General features: G+C 66.4%; 23 protein-coding genes and 2 tRNA genes. 15 read left to right on the forward strand and 10 right to left on the reverse strand.

The window, feature by feature from the left end; translation table 11 throughout:
• Nucleotides 1–93: 93 nt before the first annotated feature.
• Together C477_RS12680 and C477_RS12685 are read left to right on the forward strand one after the other, a co-directional pair.
• A tRNA-Gly gene (locus tag C477_RS12680) sits at nucleotides 94–164 on the forward strand.
• Nucleotides 165–616: 452 nt separating this feature from the next.
• Nucleotides 617–687, forward strand: a tRNA-Gly gene (locus tag C477_RS12685).
• Between the two features lie 292 nt (nucleotides 688–979).
• Here the strand turns inward: C477_RS12685 and C477_RS12690 are convergent.
• The gene (locus tag C477_RS12690) at nucleotides 980–1,426 is read right to left on the reverse strand and encodes a DUF4112 domain-containing protein (RefSeq protein ID WP_008894898.1); all 447 of its coding nucleotides are present in this window, start codon (nucleotides 1,424–1,426) and stop codon (nucleotides 980–982) included.
• 122 nt (nucleotides 1,427–1,548) lie between these two features.
• On the opposite strand from C477_RS12690, the gene C477_RS12695 reads away from it, so the two are divergent.
• From C477_RS12695 to mch, 4 genes are all read left to right on the forward strand, one after another.
• On the forward strand, nucleotides 1,549–1,740 hold the full coding sequence (locus C477_RS12695; protein ID WP_008894899.1) for a DUF7836 family putative zinc-binding protein: 192 nt from the start codon (nucleotides 1,549–1,551) through the stop codon (nucleotides 1,738–1,740).
• Nucleotides 1,741–2,134: 394 nt separating this feature from the next.
• Entirely contained in the window at nucleotides 2,135–2,482 is a 348-nt protein-coding gene (locus C477_RS12700) for a HalOD1 output domain-containing protein (RefSeq protein WP_008894900.1), read from the forward strand.
• A gap of 119 nt (nucleotides 2,483–2,601) precedes the next feature.
• On the forward strand, nucleotides 2,602–2,940 hold the full coding sequence (locus tag C477_RS12705) for an MTH1187 family thiamine-binding protein (protein WP_008894901.1): 339 nt from the start codon (nucleotides 2,602–2,604) through the stop codon (nucleotides 2,938–2,940).
• A gap of 67 nt (nucleotides 2,941–3,007) precedes the next feature.
• Nucleotides 3,008–3,940, forward strand: a complete 933-nt coding sequence (mch, locus tag C477_RS12710; RefSeq protein ID WP_008894902.1) for a methenyltetrahydromethanopterin cyclohydrolase — start codon at nucleotides 3,008–3,010, stop codon at nucleotides 3,938–3,940.
• 587 nt (nucleotides 3,941–4,527) lie between these two features.
• On the opposite strand, the gene C477_RS12720 is transcribed toward mch, so the two are convergent.
• Together C477_RS12720 and C477_RS12725 are read right to left on the reverse strand one after the other, a co-directional pair.
• Nucleotides 4,528–5,097 (reverse strand): hypothetical protein, encoded by a 570-nt coding sequence (locus C477_RS12720; RefSeq protein ID WP_008894904.1) that lies wholly within the window; start codon nucleotides 5,095–5,097, stop codon nucleotides 4,528–4,530.
• Between the two features lie 81 nt (nucleotides 5,098–5,178).
• Entirely contained in the window at nucleotides 5,179–6,780 is a 1,602-nt protein-coding gene (locus C477_RS12725; protein ID WP_008894905.1) for a GTPBP1 family GTP-binding protein, read from the reverse strand.
• Between the two features lie 225 nt (nucleotides 6,781–7,005).
• Here C477_RS12725 and C477_RS12730 point away from each other — a divergent pair, with 225 nt between their 5' ends.
• Together C477_RS12730 and C477_RS12735 are read left to right on the forward strand one after the other, a co-directional pair.
• Nucleotides 7,006–7,197 (forward strand): hypothetical protein, encoded by a 192-nt coding sequence (locus C477_RS12730; RefSeq protein WP_008894906.1) that lies wholly within the window; start codon nucleotides 7,006–7,008, stop codon nucleotides 7,195–7,197.
• A gap of 5 nt (nucleotides 7,198–7,202) precedes the next feature.
• Nucleotides 7,203–7,463, forward strand: coding sequence for a hypothetical protein (locus C477_RS12735; protein WP_008894907.1), 261 nt, complete (start codon nucleotides 7,203–7,205; stop codon nucleotides 7,461–7,463).
• 73 nt (nucleotides 7,464–7,536) lie between these two features.
• Here C477_RS12735 and pyrF read toward each other — a convergent pair whose 3' ends face one another.
• Entirely contained in the window at nucleotides 7,537–8,337 is an 801-nt protein-coding gene (pyrF, locus tag C477_RS12740) for an orotidine-5'-phosphate decarboxylase (protein ID WP_008894908.1), read from the reverse strand.
• Between the two features lie 234 nt (nucleotides 8,338–8,571).
• Between pyrF and C477_RS12745 the strand changes: the two genes are divergently transcribed.
• Nucleotides 8,572–8,853, forward strand: coding sequence for a hypothetical protein (locus C477_RS12745; protein WP_008894909.1), 282 nt, complete (start codon nucleotides 8,572–8,574; stop codon nucleotides 8,851–8,853).
• Nucleotides 8,854–8,913: 60 nt separating this feature from the next.
• Here C477_RS12745 and C477_RS12750 read toward each other — a convergent pair whose 3' ends face one another.
• The 4 genes from C477_RS12750 to C477_RS12765 all read right to left on the reverse strand — a co-directional run bounded on the left by C477_RS12750 (nucleotide 8,914) and on the right by C477_RS12765 (nucleotide 11,689).
• A complete protein-coding gene (locus C477_RS12750; protein ID WP_008894910.1) occupies nucleotides 8,914–9,333 on the reverse strand; it encodes a VOC family protein in 420 nt (139 codons plus the stop codon).
• A gap of 252 nt (nucleotides 9,334–9,585) precedes the next feature.
• Nucleotides 9,586–10,419: an alpha/beta fold hydrolase gene (locus C477_RS12755; protein WP_008894911.1), complete on the reverse strand. Its 834-nt coding sequence runs from the start codon at nucleotides 10,417–10,419 to the stop codon at nucleotides 9,586–9,588.
• A gap of 140 nt (nucleotides 10,420–10,559) precedes the next feature.
• The gene (locus C477_RS12760; protein ID WP_008894912.1) at nucleotides 10,560–10,838 is read right to left on the reverse strand and encodes a MarR family transcriptional regulator; all 279 of its coding nucleotides are present in this window, start codon (nucleotides 10,836–10,838) and stop codon (nucleotides 10,560–10,562) included.
• Nucleotides 10,839–10,996: 158 nt separating this feature from the next.
• Nucleotides 10,997–11,689: a haloacid dehalogenase type II gene (locus C477_RS12765; protein ID WP_008894913.1), complete on the reverse strand. Its 693-nt coding sequence runs from the start codon at nucleotides 11,687–11,689 to the stop codon at nucleotides 10,997–10,999.
• A 138-nt stretch (nucleotides 11,690–11,827) separates the two neighbouring features.
• On the opposite strand from C477_RS12765, the gene C477_RS12770 reads away from it, so the two are divergent.
• Nucleotides 11,828–12,709 (forward strand): halocarboxylic acid dehydrogenase DehI family protein, encoded by an 882-nt coding sequence (locus C477_RS12770; RefSeq protein ID WP_049914534.1) that lies wholly within the window; start codon nucleotides 11,828–11,830, stop codon nucleotides 12,707–12,709.
• Between the two features lie 37 nt (nucleotides 12,710–12,746).
• Here the strand turns inward: C477_RS12770 and C477_RS12775 are convergent, their stop codons facing one another.
• The gene (locus C477_RS12775; RefSeq protein WP_008894915.1) at nucleotides 12,747–13,547 is read right to left on the reverse strand and encodes a class I SAM-dependent methyltransferase; all 801 of its coding nucleotides are present in this window, start codon (nucleotides 13,545–13,547) and stop codon (nucleotides 12,747–12,749) included.
• A gap of 126 nt (nucleotides 13,548–13,673) precedes the next feature.
• Here C477_RS12775 and C477_RS12780 point away from each other — a divergent pair, with 126 nt between their 5' ends.
• The 5 genes from C477_RS12780 to C477_RS12800 all read left to right on the forward strand — a co-directional run bounded on the left by C477_RS12780 (nucleotide 13,674) and on the right by C477_RS12800 (nucleotide 17,479).
• Complete coding sequence (locus C477_RS12780) at nucleotides 13,674–14,369, forward strand: SDR family NAD(P)-dependent oxidoreductase (protein ID WP_008894916.1); 696 nt, start codon at nucleotides 13,674–13,676, stop codon at nucleotides 14,367–14,369.
• 59 nt (nucleotides 14,370–14,428) lie between these two features.
• Nucleotides 14,429–14,797, forward strand: a complete 369-nt coding sequence (locus C477_RS12785; protein WP_008894917.1) for a methylglyoxal synthase — start codon at nucleotides 14,429–14,431, stop codon at nucleotides 14,795–14,797.
• Between the two features lie 88 nt (nucleotides 14,798–14,885).
• Nucleotides 14,886–15,374 carry a cation:proton antiporter regulatory subunit gene (locus tag C477_RS12790; protein ID WP_008894918.1) on the forward strand — a complete coding sequence of 163 codons (489 nt, stop codon included), beginning with the start codon at nucleotides 14,886–14,888 and terminating at the stop codon, nucleotides 15,372–15,374.
• 35 nt (nucleotides 15,375–15,409) lie between these two features.
• Complete coding sequence (locus C477_RS12795) at nucleotides 15,410–16,693, forward strand: cation:proton antiporter (RefSeq protein ID WP_008894919.1); 1,284 nt, start codon at nucleotides 15,410–15,412, stop codon at nucleotides 16,691–16,693.
• Nucleotides 16,694–16,819: 126 nt separating this feature from the next.
• Nucleotides 16,820–17,479: an HAD family hydrolase gene (locus C477_RS12800; RefSeq protein WP_008894920.1), complete on the forward strand. Its 660-nt coding sequence runs from the start codon at nucleotides 16,820–16,822 to the stop codon at nucleotides 17,477–17,479.
• A gap of 45 nt (nucleotides 17,480–17,524) precedes the next feature.
• Here the strand turns inward: C477_RS12800 and C477_RS12805 are convergent, their stop codons facing one another.
• Complete coding sequence (locus tag C477_RS12805) at nucleotides 17,525–19,012, reverse strand: flippase (protein WP_008894921.1); 1,488 nt, start codon at nucleotides 19,010–19,012, stop codon at nucleotides 17,525–17,527.
• Nucleotides 19,013–19,099: the final 87 nt, after the last annotated feature.

The raw sequence follows: 19,099 nt of genomic DNA on the forward strand, positions 1-19,099 counted from the left end.
GCATCGGGGTCGAACGCGTGTGTCTCCCTACCGATATCGGGTCGATTCGCAACCCTTATACATCCATCCCGGTGTAGGTGTAAGTGTAGCAGGGCGCTGGTAGTGTAGTGGTATCACGTGACCTTGCCATGGTCACAACCGGGGTTCAAATCCCCGCCAGCGCATTTTTCGATATCCAACACCGACAAGCGAAGCGAGTCGTCTGTCCAGCGAAACTCGTTTTGGATTTGAATCAGGGCGGTCGCAGCGCCGAGCGACGCGAGGCGATCGTCTGCCCGTGGGTCAACTCCCCGCCGGCGCACTTCTCTCAATTCCCACGGGCGAAGCGAGCTGGTCCTCGGACGCAGTTTCCATTTCAGTCAGCACGTCGCTCCGATCGTCCCACCCGGAACGCTCCGTCGCGGTGCGAGTATCTCACTCGAAGCCCTCGTTCGAGTTCGAGCGGTGGGAACGGATGTCGGATGTCAACCGCGATTCGACCAGTATAGCTTCTGTAGCCACTCTCGAGGCCCTCCCCCACTACCGAAGCTAGATGGCTTGACACTCTCGCTTTCGACATTTATAAGTGATCGTGGTCCATCCGTTCGAGTGTACTCGAGACCGAGTGCACGTGTGCGCGCTGGTAGTGTAGTGGTATCACGTGACCTTGCCATGGTCACAACCGGGGTTCAAATCCCCGCCAGCGCATTTTTCGATATCCAAAACGACGAGCGAAGCGAGTCGTCTGTTCAGCGAAACGTCGTTCTGGATTTGAATCAGACCGAGGTTCTGCGAGCGTTAGCGAGCAGGTTCTCGGGCGTGGGTCGACTCCCCGCCGGCGCACTTCTCCGAATTACTTCCGCGAGCGACTGCGAAGCGTATTGCTAGTCGGCGATTCATTGAAGCGTATATCACCTACCGTCTGTTACTCGTCTCGAGATGCAGACGCGATGGCGTCAGCCGGTAAAGAAGAGCGGCGCGAACCCGTAGACTCAAGTCGTTAGTCGATGACGACGGTTTCCGGTCCGGATTCCGACCCGTCGCTCGAGTCTGCGAGTTCCTCGATCGCTAGCTTGACGTTCCACTTGTTGGACTTCCAGAAGGCGTCGAAGATGACGCCGAGTATGGGAACCGAGCCGCCGATGGTGTCGACGGCGATGTTCGCCAGCATGCGCAGGAGCGTCGACTGGGAGACGCCCATGCGGGCGGACTCGCCGACGATGTACAGCGAGACGAGCGCGGTCGCGGTGTCGCCGGCGCCGGGGAGGATCCCGACGATCGGATCGAGTCCGAACCGGAAGTTCGTCCCCGGAAGGCGGAATCCCTCGTCAAGGGCGCGAGCGACGGTTTGCATGCGGTTGATCGCTGCCTCGTCGACCTCGGCGGGAAGGTCGTCGCCGAACTCCTCGAGGGCCGCCTCGATGTCGTCGGTCGAACCAGTAGCCATACGTCGCCATCGGGCACGCGGCGGAATACGTTCGTGGACGGCGATGGCAAGCCGCCAGCGGCGGCATCGACTGTTCGGACCCGAGGTAAGATTAAGTCGATAGATTACGTACTGGCACGCGTATGCGAGAGGGTTGGATTCGACTCGAATGCGCCGATTGCGGGGAACAGTGGACCGCCGATCCGGCCGCCCTCCCGGCGCCCGGAAACCGGTTCCGGTGTGACCACTGCGGGTCGGAACGACCGATCGCGGCGTTCGCCAAGACCCGGCGCGGACTCGACATCCTCGAGTCGTTCCACCGGCAACCGGCGTAGCGCGGTGGCGACCGACGTCACGCGTCGACAATCGCTCGGAGTCATTTTTCGCGCGGCACTATCGACACTAGGACTCGGAACCGAGTGAATCCTTCCGCTGTTCCGTCGCTGCTCGGTCGCTCGCCGATCCCCGTCGGGAGAGAATCGTCGGCAATCAACGATTAGACACGGGATCGGTCGCTCAGTGGCGAGTAATTCGCTCTTACGTCGCCGCCGTCTCGGTATCGGTTCTGCGACTAGTTCCCGTACTCGACTGTCATACGTAGTCGAGAATAACGGTGTTTGAGCTATTCTCCGGGTGTTTAGTCGCGTTCGTTTACCAATATTGGCTGCGATTGGCTTTTATACTCCGAGTAACTACGAATCAATAGACGATTGATCTCCGAGACCTCCTATGCAAACTGAACTTTCAACCACCGACGCCGACGACCTGCAGTACGACCAGACCAACGACCGCTACGTCTTCAACCACGATCCCGACGGCACCGCGACGATCACGACGACGATCGTCCACGCGCTCGCCTCGATCGCGGACACCGACGTCTCCCAGGGCGAGTTCTCCCTCTACGACAGCGTCGACCCCGACGCACTCGATCGCATCTTCAGCAAGAAGGCCGACGGCACCGAACGCACGGGCGGGCACATCGCCTTCACCGCCCTCGAGCACGAGGTGTACGTCTACGCGAACGGCGACGTGATCATCTACCCGCCGACCGACTCCCCGCACCCGCGAGCGGACTGAGTCGCCCGACAGGCCCCAGTCACTGTTCTCACCGGTCCGGTTTCGGTTTTCGCGCCCCCTCGAGTCGCGACGCCGCGAATGGCACGGATTTAGGGGCTTCCTCGTCGACGCTTCCGGTAATGACGGTAATCGCACTGCTGAGCGTCGCACCGGTGATCGAGGGCAGCATGTCCGGCGAGGTCGCGAAGGCCGTCGACGCGCTCGAGGCCTACGACGTCGAGTACGAGACGAACCCGATGGGGACGGTGATCGAAGCCAACGACGTCGGGGAACTGTTCGCGGCCGCCCAGGCGGCCCACGAGGCGGTCGACGGCGACCGGGTGAGCACCGTGTTGAAGATCGACGACAAACGGTCTCGGGACGTTTCCGCCGAGCAGAAGGTCGAGGCCGTCGAGGAACACCTCGGCCGGCCGGCGACGAACTGGGACGAACGCGAGGACGAGGCAGAGGCGGAGTAGCGCCGCCGATCGCCCTCGCGGCTCCGAACTAACAAACTGTTTTACGGCGGGGAGCGAACGCGTCGGTATGGAAAGTCTCAACCGGATGGCGATCGAGTTGGTCGACGAGGCCCTCGATTACGCCGAGGAGTTGAACATCGGCGGCTACGACCTCGACAACGAGGCCACGGTCCTCGACTTCGGCCTCGAGTTCGAGGGCGGAATCGAGGCCGGACTGTTGCTGACGGAGATCCAGACGGCGGGCATGGCGACGCCGAGTCACCACTTAGGCGAGATCGGCGACGCCCCGATTCCGTACGTCCAGCTCGCGACCGACCAGCCGGCGCTCTCGCTGCTGTGCTCGCAGAAGGCGGGCTGGGAGCTGACCACCGATGACTTCGAGGGACTCGGTAGCGGCCCCGCGCGGGCACTGGTCGCCGAGGAGGAGGAGTTCCGCCGCGTCGGCTACACGGACGCGTTCGACCTGACGGCGCTGGCCGTCGAGACCGAGCAGGAACCGACCGCGGCCGCCGCCGCACAGGTCGCGGAGCTCGCGGAGGTCGAACCCAGCAGCGTCTTCCTGCTCGCCTACCCGACCGCGAGCCTCGTCGGCTCTATTACGAACGCCGCTCGAGCGGCCGAGCTCGCGACGTTCCGCCTCTCGGAGCTGGGCTACGACCCGCTCGACATCGTCTCCGCGACGGGCCGGGCGCCGGTCGCTCCCGTCACCGGCGACGAGCAGACGGCGATCGCCCGCACGAACGACGCCATCGCCTACGGCGGCACGGCCCACCTCACGGTCCGCGAGGACGCCGACGTCTTCGACGACGTACCCTCGACGGCCGCCGAGGACCACGGCCGACCGTTCGGCGAGGTCTTCGACGATCTCGACTGGGAGTTCTCCGAGGTCCCCTCCGACCTCTTCGCGCCCGCGAAGGTCACGATCGACGTGGTCGGCGGCCCGACCTACGTCCACGGCGAGACCGACGAGGAGCTGCTCGTCGACTCCTTCGACCTCTGACCGCGCGCTTCAAACCGGTTCCCGAACTGCGACCGATCTCGAGGCCGTCGTGTCGATCCTCGAGGCCGTCCCGGAGACGGACGGGGCCGTCGACGACTGCTGTGGGCATCTCGTCGCCGAAACCTGACTCGAGTCCCGCGACGCGGCGGAGGCGTGGTTGGTATTCCTGCGAGCGCTCGACCTCGTCACCGAGGAGTCGGCCGGCTACCGTCGCGCGACCGGGCGATCGCCGTCCATAGGGTCACTCGAATCTGCGGACCCTGGGCTCCGGGGGCGTTCCGAGAGCGCGTCTACGGCGCCGACGCGGTTCTCGAAGCTCTCGAGCGAGCCGACGAGCGCTCATCCCTCGAGGATGCTGTCGACGCGGTCCGCGACGGGTGTCAAGCCGTCTCGCGTGAGACGGCTAACGGGCCCCGCGAGGCGGCCCAGACCGAACGAGCCGACGACTGCTCGAGTGGACCGTCCTGCTCGGACTCGTCGAACGGACGGCCGACGGCGACCGGTAGAATAGCGATCGAACGCGCGTACGCGACGGCTCGACGATCGGACTGGACGGTTTCGGACGGCGACGCGACGGGATCGACCGGTTAGCTCGCGACCCCACGACGTCGCCAGCGGCGGTCCCAGAACGCCGCGCCGGCGATCGTACCGATCGCGTACAGCGCCAGCAGCCACGGCGAGTATCCCGCGGCCAGAACGAGGTAGAGGGCGAGAAAGCCTCCGACGACGCCGCCGAGGATCGCGATCAGCAGTTGCCCGTCTCTCGTCTCCACTTTGAGATCGAGACCGGTCCGCCGTCGGATCGCGATCATCGCGACGGTCAGACCGAGCGCCGTGAGTACCGGGAGTCCGAACGCGGTCGCCGGTGTCACCGGTACGGCGGCCGACGACGTGACGACGACCGACCACCCGACGAGGCTCCCGAAGTACCAGGCCACGCCGCGGAGGAGTTCCTCGCTCAGGATGTGATACCGCGGCTTCTCGTAGAGGACCGCACCACCGAAGTAAAACCCGCAGAGCGGCCCGAGGAATCCGAAGAATAACCCGAGAGCGCTGTTGGCTCCGTTCACGGCGAATCCGATGGCCCCCGCGACGGTCGCGACGAGCGAGACGATCGCCCCGTACCTGTGGATTGCCCGCAACGTGCTAGCGTCCATATTTCACCGTACCGACTCACAGCGTAAATATGGCGTGGGTGGTTTGACAGAATATCGGTCGATTCGAGACAGGGGGGACGGTTACTCCATCGGATGGACGTCGGTCACCGTCCCGACGCCCTTGCTGCGGCCCTCGCGGAAGACGAACTTCTGGCCCTCCTCGACGAGGTACGGGCGGAACTTGAACCGGACGGTGGTCTCGCCCGAGTCACCCGGCAGGAGGCGGCCGTTCTCCGGGTAGAAGGCGGCTGCCTCGCCGATCGTCTCGAGGTGGACGACGGGTTCGTACCCCTCGCCGATCCGGGTGGGGTGGTTGAGCACCATGACCTCGGCCTCGAACTCCCGGACGGGGTCGGGGTCGGTCTCTCGCGGGAGCAACACCATGCCGCGCTCGATAGCGCTTTCCTTGACGCCCTTCAACGCGATGCCGACGATCCGGCCCGCCTGGGCCTTGTCGACGCGGTGGTAGTGCATCTCGATCGAGCGGACCTCGACCTCCTGGAACCGGCCGTCGGGCATCGGCCCTAACAGGAGTTCGTCGCCGGCCTCGACCTCGCCGGACATGACGGTGCCGGAGGCGACCGCCCCGACGCCGGTCACCGAGTAGCTCCGGTCGACGTACATCCGGAACTCGCCGGTGTCCTGGGCGGTCTTCGGGAGCCGGTCGAACAGTTCGTCCAGCGTCTCCAGGCCGTCCATCGTGATGGCGCTGGTCTCGACGATCGGCACCACGCGCTCGTTGATCTCGTCGATCGCGGCGTCGACGCCGTGGCGGGACACCCGCAGCGGCGACTTGTCGACCTCCCGCAGGAGGCGTTCGACCTCGCGTTCGACCTCCTCGATGCGCTCCTCGTCGACGGTGTCGGTCTTCGTGATCGCGACGATCGTCGGCAGGTCCGTCGCGAGCAGGACGCCGAGGTGTTCCCGGGTCGTGCGCGTGGGCCCGTCGTCGGCGGCGACGACCAGCAGCCCGTAGTCGAGTTTCTGGCCGACCAGCCCGCGGATCGTCGTCCGGAGCCACGGCTCGTGGCCGACGGTGTCGACGAACGAGACCAGCCGGTCGGCCTCCTCGACGACCGCGGCGCGGTCCTGCTTTCGGTTCGGGTTTCGCACGCGGACCGGTCCGTCCTCGTCGAAGCCGTAGACAGCGTAGGAGAGATCGGCCGAGAGGCCCCGTTCGACCTCGTGGGGCTGGACGTCGAGGTACGCCCGCGTCGCGCCGTCGCCGTCGTCGGGGTTGCCCGTGACGAGCGACCCGACGAGCGTGCTCTTGCCGTGGTCGACGTGGCCCGCCGTCCCGACGACGACGTGTTCGTCGTCGGTCTCGAGGACGCCGCCCTCCCGAATGAGCGCGACGCCGACGAGTCCGTCCTCGACGCCCCACGTCTGTACGTCGTCGATGTGGGCGTCGGCCTCCTCGGCCAACAGGGAGAGAACGTCCATCGTCTCGGAGAACGTGTCGGGATCGATGCCGGCGAGACCGCCGTCGTCGGTGACGCCGACGACGTACGTCGCCTCGCCGTCCCCGGAGAGCAGTCGGTGGCGCAGTTGCGCGGCCAGGCTCTCCCGTCGTCCACCCTCGAGGTGGACGTTTCGTGACAGTCGTTCCTTGAATTCGACGTTGCCACCGTCCTGTTCGCCACGGTCCAGGGCTCGCTCGAGGAGAGCCCGGTCACGGCTCATATGGAACGGTAGCGGTCCGCATGGCAAAAACCTTCCCGTACAGTGGCACCATAGCACACAGTATGTATCCGTACGGCAACCGCTGGTCACGGAGTCAACGGGACAGACTCGAGGCAGCAAGCCGGTCGCGACTGCGCGTACAGGCTGGAGCGCCGCCGGCCGATCCCCCTCTCGACCGGGGTGTTCCGGCCGCGGTTTCAAGGCGCTCGAGACGGTATCTCGGGTATGAGCGTCAGCGGCCTCTGTCAGATCTGCGAGTCCCGGCCCGCACAGGAGCGGTGTGGGAACTGCGGCACGCTCGCCTGTGACGTCCACTACGAGGACGGGAAGGAACTGTGCGTCGAGTGCGCCGCGCAGGCGGATCCGACCCAACCGTCGCCGTCGGAGTCCGAAGACGTCGACATCAACCGGTTCTGAACGCCGTGACCTCGATCCGCGACGTCCTCGGCGACTCGCTGGCCGTCGGCGAGCGGTTTCGACTCTCCCTCGAGGAGCGCGACGGCCGACTCGTCGCCGACCACCCCAACGACGCGAGCCCCCTGAACATCGCGGTCGTCGAAGGACTGGAATTGCTTGAGGAGCGACCGCCGGCGGAGCCGGTCACGGTCGAGATCCTCGGCCGGACGGTCGACGGCTACATTGCGGGCCGCGTGGTCGATCCGGACCGAAACGGAACCACGTAACGCGCATCGAACCGCGTCCCGGTAACGCCACCTCCTCGAGTTGATCGGACGGGCGTATCGGTATGTGGTGTGCTCAGTCGCGGTACTGATTCAGCCGCTTCTTGAGCCGCTTCGCGGCCTGGCCGCTGGCTTTCGCGAACTCCTCCCCATCGTCCTCCCCGGCGAAGATGATCCCGCGCGAGGAGTTGACCAGTCCGACGCCGTCGGCGAGTCCGTACTCTACGGCCGCCTCGGCGTCGCCGCCCTGTGCGCCCACGCCGGGGACGAGGAAGGGGAGATCGGGCACCTGCTCGCGGAGGTCCTCGAGTTCCTCGGGTTTGGTCGCGCCGACGACGAGGCCGACGTTGTCGTTCTCGTTCCAGAGGTCCGCCAGCGCCGCGACGCGCTCGTAGACGGGTTCGCCCGTCTCGAGTTCGAGGTCCTGAACGTCGGCACCGCCGGGGTTCGAGGTCCGACAGAGGACGAAGACGCCGGCCTCCTCGTTCGACAGGAACGGCTGCAGCGAGTCCCGGCCCATGTAGGGGTTGACGGTGATCGCGTCGGCTTTCTCGAGCAGTTGTGCGTACTGACGTGTCGTGTTCCCGATGTCGGCGCGCTTGGCGTCGAGCAGGACGGGGACGTCCTTCCCGTGGGCGTAGGCGATCGTCTCCTCGAGCGCTCGCCAGCCGTCGGGGTCCTCGTAGAAGGCGGCGTTTGGCTTGTAGGCGGCGGCGTGCTCGTGGGTGGCGTCGATGATCCGGCGGTTGAACGCCCACCGCGGAAGGTCGTGCTCCGCGAGGTGGTCGGGGAGTCGCGACTGGTCGGGGTCGAGCCCGACCGAGACGACGCTGTCGACCGTCCGAATGCGGTCGTGCAGCCGATCGAAGAAGTTCATGCCTGCGAGTGGTCCCCCGCCGCTCGAAAAGGTTGCTATCCCGTCGGCGCTCGCGATCGCGGCCGTTCCGCAAGCGAGTTCGACCGGGTTCGTCCGGGAGATCGAGACAGTCATCGGATTGAGAAGATCGTGCGCGTTCAACGGTGACGAGCCGGAATATCCCGAATGCGAACGCTTCCCGTTCCAAATACTTTAGACATCAGCTACTTCGCTATTATAATCGTCTGCTACAGTATGGCCATTCGAACCAACGAGAAATCTAACTCGCATCTCGGTCGACTTCGCGACCGCATCCGCTCGACGCTGTTCGCGGGCGACGGCCGGTCTGCGGACGACGCCGACGTTGACGGCGTCGAAACGGACGACGCCGCACCGTCGCCGAACGCCCCCGGAAACCTCTTCCAGTGCTTGCGGTGTGGGACCGTCTACATCGACTCCGAAAAGACCGCCTGCTCGAACTGCGACGAAGCCGTCGAGCAGGTCCAATCGGACCTGAAGTCGTCGCTCGCTCGGTAATCCGTCCGTCTCTCGGCGGTATCGATCGGTCGATACAGTGTTGTCCGGACTCCCCTCTCCTCACGCCTCGAGCACTTCGATCGGGTTGTTCTCCGGGTCGCGGAGGAACAGGATCGACGTTCCGCTCTCCGTCGTCCGCGGCTCGCTGATCGTCGGGACGTCGTCGGGAAGCGCCGCGTAGAACGCGTCGAGGTCGTCGACCGCCAGTCCGACGTGTTTCGCGCCGGGCTGGTTGATCCCCGCCGCGGGCGAGCCCCGCGCTTCGGGGTCGTACTCGACGAGTTCGATCCGAATTCCGTCGGCCTCGAGGTGGGCGAACTCCCCGCGGGCTCCCTCGACGCCCACGGCGTCCGAAAACTCCTCGCCGCCGACGCTGAACCGCTCGACGACGTCGAGTCCGAGGACGTCGCGGTAGAAGGGAAGCGTTTCGTCGAGGTTGTCGACGGTGATTCCGACGTGGTGTGCGCTGAGTGATGTCATCGAGTGGACCTACGAGTCCGGGAGAAAAACGCTTCCGACTGCACTTCAGGCCGAGACGCTGACCGGAGACGGGCGATTCGTCGAAACGAGCCGAACGCTACACGAAACGACGCCCGAGCCGACGCGACTCGAGGCGTTTTCGGGCGAGGTCACGGCCGGCGGTTGTTCGAGACCGACCGCGGCGAGGATCTCGAGAACCGGATCGACGACCCGATCGAAACCGCGTGCGACGGCAGATTGTCACACCGCGGTTCACGCGTCGAGGAACTCGCGGAGCCGATCGGTGTAGGCGTCGGGCCGGTCGGCCATGACCCAGTGAGACGCCTCGTCGAGTCCGACGAGTTCGGCGTCGGAGATATCGCCCTCGAGGCGCTCGGCGTACTCGATCCCCTGGAACTCGTCCTCGGCGCCCCACAGCAGGAGCGTCCGGGCGGGGATCTCGCTCGGATCGATCTCGGTCGTGTGGCTCGTGTTGGTCCCGATCGCGTTGCGCGACAGCGAGACGGCCGCCTCCTCGGAGTCCCACGGGGCGAGCATTCCATCGACGAACGCCTCCTCGGGGTCGTCGTACCGGGTGTCGCGGAAGACCCCCTCGAGCGTCTCGCGAACGTCGTCGACGCCCATCTCGTTGATCGTTGCGGGCAGTCCGAGGTCGACGATTGTCTCGATGGGCCACGAGTCGTAACAGACCGCGTTCGACAGGACGAGTCGGTCGACCGCGTCCGGCTCGTGAACGGCGTAGCGCAGGGCGACGCCGCCGCCGAGGTCGTGACCGACGAACGTCAGCGACTCGAGACCCAATTCCTCGACCAAGCCGTCGATCATCGCCTCCTGGGCCCTGATCGAGCGGTCGAACCCGTCGTGCATCGCCGAGTTTCCGTAGCCGACCATGTCCGGGGCGATCACCCGGTAGTCGTCCGACAGCGCCGGTGCGACGTCGCGCCAGAGGAACGACGACGTCGGAATGCCGTGACAGAACAGGATCGGCTCCCCGTCGCCGTCGTCGTAGTAGGCGACCTCGAGGTCGTGTTCGTCGACGGCGACCGTCGTCGTCTCCTGGTTCTCGGACCACGTATCGTAGTCCATGCGTCTCGCTGCTGCCACGCCGACGCCATTAGAAGTTCGCGTCCGTCGGTATTCGGACGTGTAAGCTGTCGTAACCGGTAGCCGATCGGCGCGATCCGCGCAGAATAGCCCTCGAGTCCGAGCGGCGGGGGCCGTCCCGGTTACCGAGCGTTCGACTCCGCGAACCGCTCGCCGTTGATGGAGTAGACGTGCTGTCTGGCGTCCGCAAACGAGATCTGGGAGTCGACGAGGTCGTGTTCCTCGAGTTGCTTCAGGGCGTAGCGGACCGTTCGGGCGGGGAGCATGGTCTCCTCGGCGAGTCGCGACTGCGTGAGAGAGCCCTCGTGTGCGAGGACGGTCAACACCAGTTTCGCGCTCGGCGGAACGTCGTCGACGGCGTCCGGGGCGGTGTTCGACGTGAGAACGACCTGTTCGCTCATTATCCCCCCTCTGGCCGCGGAGCCTCTTTAATGGTTCTCTATACTATATTGGATGGGCGGCCGCTGCGAAACCAACCGGAAGAGAGTCGCGCTCGCGGCTGACCGGTGACGCACGTCTCCTCGAAGACCGCTGTCACTCGAGAGTCGCTGCGCCTCGATCAGGTCGTCTCGAGTTCCTCGGCCAGGTCGTGGAAACTGTCGATCGTCAGGTCCGGTTCCGTCTCGTAGGGTCCCCAGAGCGTGTCCGACCGGTTGATCCAGACGCCCTGCATCCCGGCGTTCATGGCACCGGGGACGTCCCACCAGCCCGCGGCGACGAACGCGATCTCCTCGATCGGCGTCCCGATCTCGTCGGCGGCGTGGCGGTAGAGTTCGGGCTGGGGTTTGAACTGCTCGATCTCGTCGGCGCTGACGGTGTCCTCGAGGACGTCCTCGAGGTCGGCGCCCTCGACCAGCGACTCGAGCATCTCTTCGTTTCCGTTGGAGACGACGTAACAGTCGTATCCGAGGTCCCGGAAGCGCTCCATACCGTCGCGGACGTCGTCGAAGACCGGCAGTTCGTGGTACGTCGAGAGGATCTCCTCGCGTTCGTCCTCGGAGAGGTCGACGTCGATCGTCTCGAGTGCGACCCGCAGGGCGTTGCGGTTCATCTCGTAGAACGCGTCGTACTCGCCGATCGCGTTGCCGACCATCGCGTTCGCCAGCGAGCGCTGGCGCCAGATTTTGGCGACGAGCGAGGGGTCGAAGTCGTCGACGCGCTCCGAGATCGGTTCGGCGACCGCGGAGACGTCCACGAGCGTACCGTACGAGTCGAACGCGAGCGTCTCGACCGCGTCGGGATCGAACGACATGACGGTCTCGGTACCCCGCGAACGGCGAAATAGCTTGGCCCGACGGCGAGTTCGGTTCCGGCGAGTCGAGTGCGGTTCGACTCCGTTCGAACCGCTGCCGGCCCGAGACTGATGGTCGTCTCCGTCGTGGCAACTCGCATGGACCCGAGCAAACAGCTGTACGAACGGGAGGCGACGGGATGGCGCCGCGGTCTGTACGAGGACGTCAAAGAGACGTTTCGCGCGCCGATCGTCAACTGGTTCTTCCGGACGCTGACGGCCAACGAACCCGAATTCACCCGGCACCTGTGGGCCCAATGCAAGCCGCTCTTCCAGACGCGCGCGTTCGGCCGGTACACCGTCTCATACAGAGACGCGGTGCTCTCGTCGCTCGAGGACGCCCCCGCGGACGTCCCGCGCTACCGGCGTGCCGACCTCGATCTCCGACCGGCCGAGTGGCGCGAACTCCGCGGCCAGATCGCGACGTTCGACGTCGTGGCGCCGCGGCTGGCGTTTACGTTCGCGGTCTGCGATCGGGCGATGAACGACGAGCTTCCGGACCCGGAGCCGACCGGCGAGCCGTCGACGGCGCCCCTTCCCGAGTGGCTCGACCGCGATCGCGGCCTGTCGGTGACGATGCTCGACGACGGTGCGATTCCGGCGGATCTCGAGCCGACCGTCGACGAAATTCGCGACTTTCACGGCCTCGAGGGCGGGCTGCCGAGCATCTATCGCTGTCTCGCCCAGTGGCCGAACTATCTCGAACCGGCCTGGTCGGACCTCGCGGACGTCCTCGAGAGCGACGCCTTCGAGCGCGGCTGTGAGGACGCCGACGGGGTCGTCGACGATCACTGCGCCGAGCTTCCGTACGTCCCGCAGCTGTCGCCGTCGGCCCTCTCCGAGCGCGGGTTCGACGAGTCGACGATCGACGACCTCGGCGAGTTCGTCCGGCAGTTCAACCGCGGCGCTATCGAGTCGGTGCTGCCGGCGCTCGTCGTCTACGCGGCGACGCTCGACGCCGCCGGCGAGCGATCGCTCTGACCGCGCCGGTCGATCGAGGGCCCGCCGGTGCACGTCGTCACTCGAGGACGGCCCGCACCTGCAGGTACTCGACGCGGATCGCGTTGTCGCCGAACCACTCTTCCAAGGCCGCGACAGCGTCCCGGCGGAGCGCGTCGCGAGACTCGTCGTCGTCCATCCGCCGGAGGACCGGCGACAGCGGGCCGGACTCCTCGGCGAACTCCCGCCAGAAGTGATGGGGCGTGGCGTAGCGGAACTCGAGGTGTCGTCGCTGGAACGAGAGGTCGGCGACGTCGGCGAACTGCTCGCGGACGAACGCGGGATCGCCCCACCGGAGGTGTGACCATGGGTCGCTGGGCGACTCGTCGACGTGGTCGGTCAGCACCTCGGTGAGATCGCCGACGACGCCGTTGGGCGACCACGCCGTGAAGCAGACCCGGCCGCCCGATTTCGTCGCGCGGCACAGTTCCGCGCCGGCGGCCGTCGAGTCCGGCGCGAACACGTGGCCGAAGTTCGAGAGGACGACGTCGAACGCGCCGTCGGGGACCGGGAGCGCCTCGGCGTCGCCGGCGAGCCAGCCGATGTCGTCGTACCCCGCGAGCGCGGCGTTCTCGCGGGCGAGTTCGAGCATGTCGTGGGCGAGGTCGAGGCCGACGACCTCGGCGCCCGATCGGCGGGCCGTCAGCGCGGCGTTGCCGGTCCCGCAGCCGACGTCGAGGACGCGGTTTCCGGGATCGATCCCCGCGGCGTTGACCAGCCGCGCGATGGCCGGCAGCATGTTCGGCGCCATCGCGGGATAGCGGCCCGCCGACCAGACATGTCTCGCCGATCGGTCGTCGGTCTCGCTCGAGTCGCTCATACGTCGTTTGCGGTCGCCACGGACAAAAATCGGCCGTCGGCGGTTCCGTTCGCGAGTTCGCCTCGCTCGAGCGACCCCGCGAATGCTGGCCCCCGAACGGAGGGGGACGCGACCGTCACTCGTCCCATGACACGAACGGCCGTGATCGCCGGCGTTGGCCCCGGGCTCGGGGAATCGCTCGCCCGCAAATTCGTCGCCGAGGGCTGTCGAGTCGGCCTGTTCGCCCGGTCGGCGGACTACCTCGAGGACCTGGCGGACGACCTCGGCGACGACGCCGTCGCCGTCCCGACGGACATCACGGACCCCGAGCAGGTCGAGGCGGGCTTTCGCGCGGTCCGCGACGCGTTCGGGCCGGTGGACGTCCTCGTCAACCACGCCAGCGGCGGCTCCTGGCAGGGGCTGCGGGAGATCACTCCCGAGGAGTTCGAACGAGCGTGGCGCGTCTCCGCCGCCGGCGCCTTGCTATGCTCGCAGGCGGCCGTCGACGACATGCTCGCGGGGGACGGCGGCACGATCGTCTTCACCGGTGCGACGTCGGCGGTCCGCGGCCGCGAGGGCGCGATCGGTTTCAGCGCGGCCAAGTTCGCCGTCCGCGGGATGGCCGAGTCGATGGCCCGCGAACTCGGCCCCGAGGGGATCCACGTCGCCCACGTCGTGATCGACGGGGGGATCCGGCCGCCGGACGTCGACGAATCCGATCGCGACGCAGCAGCGTATCTCGATCCGGACGCCATCGCCGACTCCTACTGGCACCTCGTGACGCAGGATCGGTCGTCGTGGACCCTCGAGTTGGATCTCAGACCCCACGTCGAGGAGTTTTGACTCGCCGAATCGGGCCAAGCGGAGCCTAGCGTTATCCCGTCGGGGATCTATCGTTCGCTATGACTCGCGTCGCGCTGATCGCCCACGACGAGAAGAAGCCCGATCTGATCGAGTTCGCACAGACCCACGAGGCCCAACTCCGCGAGTACGAACTGATCGCGACCGGCACGACCGGCAAACGGCTACAGGAGGAGACCGACCTCGAGGTCGAGCGCAAGGAGTCGGGGCCGCTCGGCGGCGACCTGATGATCGGCGCCGAGGTCGCGGAGGACGAACTCGACGGTATCGTCTTCCTCAGGGATCCGCTGCGGGCCCAGCCCCACGAACCCGATATCTCGGCGCTGTTGCGGATCTGTGACGTTCACGACGTCGCGCTGGCGACGAATCACTCGTCCGCGGAGTTTCTCATCGAGGGGTTGGCCGACTGATCGCTCACTCGCCCTTGTCGCGGCCACAGCGGCCGGTTTCGGACGCTGTACAGCCGCCCTTTAATATCTGCGCGGCTAACGTCTCCATATGACCGTATACGAGAGCGACCTCCCCGGCGTCGGGAAGAAGTTCGAGGTCGAACTCGAGGACGGGGAGCGACTCGTCATCGTGACCCACAACACGGGGAAGCGAGAGGTGTACCTGAAGGCGAATCCGGACGCGGACGGGGACAAGCTGTTCGAGGTCTCGGACCGCCTCGCCCGAAAGATCGGGACGATTCTGGAGGGGGCCTACTTCCAGCCCGTGCAGGCCGAGGCGGTCGAGACGATGCTCTCGGAGGACACCTATCTCGAGTGGTACACCGTCTCCGAGAGCGCCGAGATCGCCGGCCAAACCCTCGAAGAGGCGGATGTTCGGAATCGAACGGGCGTCTCGATCGTCGCGATCCAGCGCGGCGACGACCTGATCTCGCCGCCGACGCCGGAAACGGTCCTCGAGGTTGACGACACGCTCGTCGTCATCGGCGAGCGCGAGGAGTGCGCCGAGTTCGAAACCCTGCTCGGTGACGAGGTCTAATCGATCGATGACGGTTCCGTCGGAGGTGACCGCGAGTGGCAACTGCTGAATCGACCGCCCTGATCGACGTCGGGATCCTCTTCGGGGCCGTCGCGCTGGCCGGCCTCGTCGCGAACCGGATCAACCAGTCGGTGATCCCCTTTTACATCCTCATCGGAATGCTGTTGGGCGACTACGTTCTCGGTAACATCGACTTCCCGGCGCTGCTCGGGACGGATCTCGTCCCGCACGGCGCCGAACTCGCGCTCGCGGATACCGACTTCGTTCACGTCAGCGCCGAGATCGGGATCGTCCTCCTCCTCTTTTTCCTCGGCCTCGAGTTCAACCTCGACCGCCTGATCGCCTCGAAGGAGCGGATCGGGAAGGCGGGCGTGGCGGATCTCGCGATCAACTTCGGCGTCGGACTCCTGCTCGGCTACTCGCTGTTCGGTTCGTTCCTCGCCGCCTTCCTCACCGCCGGGATCGTCTACATCTCCTCGAGCGCGATCATCACGAAGTCGCTGATCGATCTGGGCTGGATCGCCAACGACGAGTCCGACGCGATGCTCGGGACGCTGGTCTTCGAGGACCTCTTTATCGCCGTCTACCTCGCGGTCGCGACCGCGCTGGTGCTCGGCGGCGGCGCCGTCGGCGAGGCGCTTGGCCAGATCGGCGTCGCGGTCGGCTTCATCCTCGTCCTCCTCCTGCTGGTCTACCTCGGAACGGAGTGGTTCCAGCGCAGCCTGGAGACCGACTCCCACGAGTTCGTCGTGCTCCGGGCGCTGGGGATCACGGTGTTGATCGCCGGGATCGCCCTGTCGATCGGCGTCAGCGAGGCGGTCGCCGCCTTCTTCGTCGGGATGGCCTTCTCTTCGACCGACCACGTCCACGATCTGGAGAACCTGCTCGAGCCGTTGCGGGACGCCTTCGCGGCCATCTTCTTCTTCTGGATCGGGCTGTCCACCGACCCGTCGCTGTTCCTCGGCGTCGCGGGACTCATCGCGGTCGCGGCGGTGGCGACGACGCCGACGAAACTGATAAGCGGCTACCTCGGCGGCCGGATCTACGACCTGAGCGAGCGCCGATCGGTTCGGGTCGGCCTCGGGATGACCACCCGCGGCGAGTTCTCGCTGATCATCGCGAGCCTCGCGCTCTCCGGCGCCGGAACGGCGCTCCCCGAACCGATCGCGGAGGACGTCTACGCCTTCGCCGTCGGCTACGTCCTGGTGATGAGCATCGTCGGGACGACGCTCATGCAGTACTCGAGCGCGATCGAATCCGTCGTCGTCCCGCGACTCGAGGCGGGGATCGGGTCGACGTCACCGTCGAGTGACGACTGAGCGCCGACCGAACGCCAGTCGGGTGACGGCTGAGCGACGGCCGGACGACGACCGACGGTCAGCGAGTTCGGGTCCCGACCGCTGAAAAGGGATAGTTTCAACCTCCTCGAGTCCCCCGTGACGTCTATGCTACGGGCGGTCGTCTTCGACCTCGATTACACGCTGGCCGTCCCCACGCGGGATCGAGCGACGCTGCTCTCGGAGGCGACGACCGCCGCCGACGCGCCGTCGCTCTCCCGCGAGGAGTACCTCGCGGCCCACCGTCGGAACCTTACGCGTGAGACGCGCGAACCGATCTTCGCGGACCTGCTCGACGACCGCGAGACCGACGCCGATCCCGGCGCGGTCGCCGACGCCTATCGGGAGACGATCGCCGACGCCCTCGAGCCCCTGCCCGGCGTCGAGTCGATGCTCGCGGACCTCCGCGGGGAGTACCGCGTCGGCCTGCTCACCAACGGCCCCGTTCGCGCCCAGCGGGACAAACTCGAGACGCTGGGCTGGGAGGGCGCCTTCGACGCCGCACTCGTCACCGGCGAACTCGAGGCCGGCAAACCCGACCCGCGCGCGTTCGAGGCCATCGCCGCCGAACTGGACGTCGACCCCGATGACGCCGTCTACGTCGGCGACGAGGTCGAGGCCGACGTCTCGGGGTCGACCGACGCCGGCATGGACGCGATCCAGGTCCTTCTGGCGGACGGCCCCGGCCCCGACCCGCGGGCCGTCGCTCACGTCGAACAGGCGTCGATCGCGACCGAACTGCCGGCAATTCTCGCCGACCTCGCATAGCGGCGGCGAGCAAGCGGCCTCGATCCGGCGGTCGATTCTCGCCGCTTACGAGACCAGGCCGAGGTACTCATCCGCGATCTGGATGTCCTGCTCGTCGAGCCCGAGCAGGTACAGCGTCCCGAGGAAGGCGGCGGTGCCGGCCGCCCCGCCGACGAAGACGACGACCGTCCCGCCGAGGTATAGCCGGAGTCCGTACATGACGGCGGCGCTGACGGCGGTTGCGACGCAGGGCTTCCACAGCGCCAGCGAGTAGGCGAACAACCCTTCCAGATACCACACCTCGAGGACGCGGACGACGTTCAGGGTCGCCAGGACGGTGGCCGTCGCGAGCGCGGCGCCGATCAGTCCGAACTCGAGGATGAAGTAGTAGTTGAGGACGACGTTACAGACGCCGAAGACGAAGTGGTTTCCCATCACGAGGTACTGGTGGTCGGTCATCGTCAGGAGGTCGTTTGCCGGCCCGGCGGCGGCGTTGAACAACTGCCCGGCGATAAACAGCGTGACGACGAGCGTCCCGGCGACGAATTCGGGACCGAACAGCGTGAGCACTTCGGTCCGGTAGACGTACAGCGGGAGTGCGATGGCGACCGAGGCCGTGATCGACCAGCGGGTGACGGTCGCGTATATCGACTCGAGCGTGTCGTACTCCTCGTTCGAGTACAGCCGCGAGGCCACCGGAGGGAAGAACTGGTTGAAGCCGGCCAGCGGCATCGCGATCACGCCCGCGAGCAGGACGGCGATGTTGTAGATCCCGACGTCGGCCGACGCAAGCAGGAAGCCGACCATGAAGACGTCGACGCGTTTGAACAGGAACGACGAGGCCTTCGAGAGCGTCAACGGCGCCGAGAAGTTGTAAAACTCGGTCGTCTCGGACCGAGAGAAGCGCCCGGACGGTCGGAGGTCGGTTCGCGACAGCGAGTAGCCGACCCCGAACAGCGCGGCCATCACCGCCGCGACCGCGAACGCCGCCGCGATACCGAGCAGCGAGTAGCCGAGCGCCACGGCGGCAGCGATCGCGACGAGCCTGATCGTCGGGGCGACGACCATGATGACGGTCTTCTCGGTCGGTTTCTCGAGGCCCCGAACTGTGCTCGAGGCGATCTTGCCGAGCGCCTGAAACGGCAACGCGATGGCGAAGATTCGGAGGGCGGTCGTCAGCATCGACTCCTCGAGCGTGTGGGCGGTGATCGTCGGGGCGGCGATGTAGACGATCGCCGCGGTGACGAGACTGCCGACGATCGTCGTCAGGTAGGCCAACCCGAGCATCCGACGCTGGTAGGCGGGATCGTCTCGGTTCGCCGAGAGGTACTTCGTGATCGAGACGTCGGTCCCGACGGTGGCGAACAGCAACACCGCGTTGAGGATCATCGTCCCGTAGGCGTAGATCCCGTACACGCTGGCGCCGAGCAGCCGGGTCAACAGGAGGTTCAACAGGAATCCGACGACGTTGACGACGACGGTGCCGAGATAGTGCAGCGACGCGCCGTCGGCGACGGAGCGGAGATCGGCGATTCCGGCGGAGTCGTTCGACATCGTCGATTGATTTTCCGACATCCCCTTTTGTAGTGGGCCGGTTACCGTCCCCACGGTCTCGAGACGGCACTTCGCTCTGCGCGCCGC

Origin of the sequence: Haloterrigena salina JCM 13891 (assembly GCF_000337495.1) — an archaeon.
In the GTDB taxonomy this organism is placed as follows: Archaea; Halobacteriota; Halobacteria; order Halobacteriales; family Natrialbaceae; genus Haloterrigena; species Haloterrigena salina.

What these genes read in the sequence shown, in the direction of transcription:
- C477_RS12690 (WP_008894898.1), bottom strand. Translation starts at nt 1,426, where the DNA reads ATGGCTACTGGTTCGACCGACGACATCGAGGCGGCCCTCGAGGAGTTC.
- C477_RS12695 (WP_008894899.1), top strand. Translation starts at nt 1,549, where the DNA reads ATGCGAGAGGGTTGGATTCGACTCGAATGCGCCGATTGCGGGGAACAG.
- C477_RS12700 (WP_008894900.1), top strand. Translation starts at nt 2,135, where the DNA reads ATGCAAACTGAACTTTCAACCACCGACGCCGACGACCTGCAGTACGAC.
- C477_RS12705 (WP_008894901.1), top strand. Translation starts at nt 2,602, where the DNA reads ATGACGGTAATCGCACTGCTGAGCGTCGCACCGGTGATCGAGGGCAGC.
- mch (WP_008894902.1), top strand. Translation starts at nt 3,008, where the DNA reads ATGGAAAGTCTCAACCGGATGGCGATCGAGTTGGTCGACGAGGCCCTC.
- C477_RS12720 (WP_008894904.1), bottom strand. Translation starts at nt 5,097, where the DNA reads ATGGACGCTAGCACGTTGCGGGCAATCCACAGGTACGGGGCGATCGTC.
- C477_RS12725 (WP_008894905.1), bottom strand. Translation starts at nt 6,780, where the DNA reads ATGAGCCGTGACCGGGCTCTCCTCGAGCGAGCCCTGGACCGTGGCGAA.
- C477_RS12730 (WP_008894906.1), top strand. Translation starts at nt 7,006, where the DNA reads ATGAGCGTCAGCGGCCTCTGTCAGATCTGCGAGTCCCGGCCCGCACAG.
- pyrF (WP_008894908.1), bottom strand. Translation starts at nt 8,337, where the DNA reads ATGAACTTCTTCGATCGGCTGCACGACCGCATTCGGACGGTCGACAGC.
- C477_RS12745 (WP_008894909.1), top strand. Translation starts at nt 8,572, where the DNA reads ATGGCCATTCGAACCAACGAGAAATCTAACTCGCATCTCGGTCGACTT.
- C477_RS12750 (WP_008894910.1), bottom strand. Translation starts at nt 9,333, where the DNA reads ATGACATCACTCAGCGCACACCACGTCGGAATCACCGTCGACAACCTC.
- C477_RS12755 (WP_008894911.1), bottom strand. Translation starts at nt 10,419, where the DNA reads ATGGACTACGATACGTGGTCCGAGAACCAGGAGACGACGACGGTCGCC.
- C477_RS12760 (WP_008894912.1), bottom strand. Translation starts at nt 10,838, where the DNA reads ATGAGCGAACAGGTCGTTCTCACGTCGAACACCGCCCCGGACGCCGTC.
- C477_RS12765 (WP_008894913.1), bottom strand. Translation starts at nt 11,689, where the DNA reads ATGTCGTTCGATCCCGACGCGGTCGAGACGCTCGCGTTCGACTCGTAC.
- C477_RS12770 (WP_049914534.1), top strand. Translation starts at nt 11,828, where the DNA reads ATGGACCCGAGCAAACAGCTGTACGAACGGGAGGCGACGGGATGGCGC.
- C477_RS12775 (WP_008894915.1), bottom strand. Translation starts at nt 13,547, where the DNA reads ATGAGCGACTCGAGCGAGACCGACGACCGATCGGCGAGACATGTCTGG.
- C477_RS12780 (WP_008894916.1), top strand. Translation starts at nt 13,674, where the DNA reads ATGACACGAACGGCCGTGATCGCCGGCGTTGGCCCCGGGCTCGGGGAA.
- C477_RS12785 (WP_008894917.1), top strand. Translation starts at nt 14,429, where the DNA reads ATGACTCGCGTCGCGCTGATCGCCCACGACGAGAAGAAGCCCGATCTG.
- C477_RS12790 (WP_008894918.1), top strand. Translation starts at nt 14,886, where the DNA reads ATGACCGTATACGAGAGCGACCTCCCCGGCGTCGGGAAGAAGTTCGAG.
- C477_RS12800 (WP_008894920.1), top strand. Translation starts at nt 16,820, where the DNA reads ATGCTACGGGCGGTCGTCTTCGACCTCGATTACACGCTGGCCGTCCCC.
- C477_RS12805 (WP_008894921.1), bottom strand. Translation starts at nt 19,012, where the DNA reads ATGTCGAACGACTCCGCCGGAATCGCCGATCTCCGCTCCGTCGCCGAC.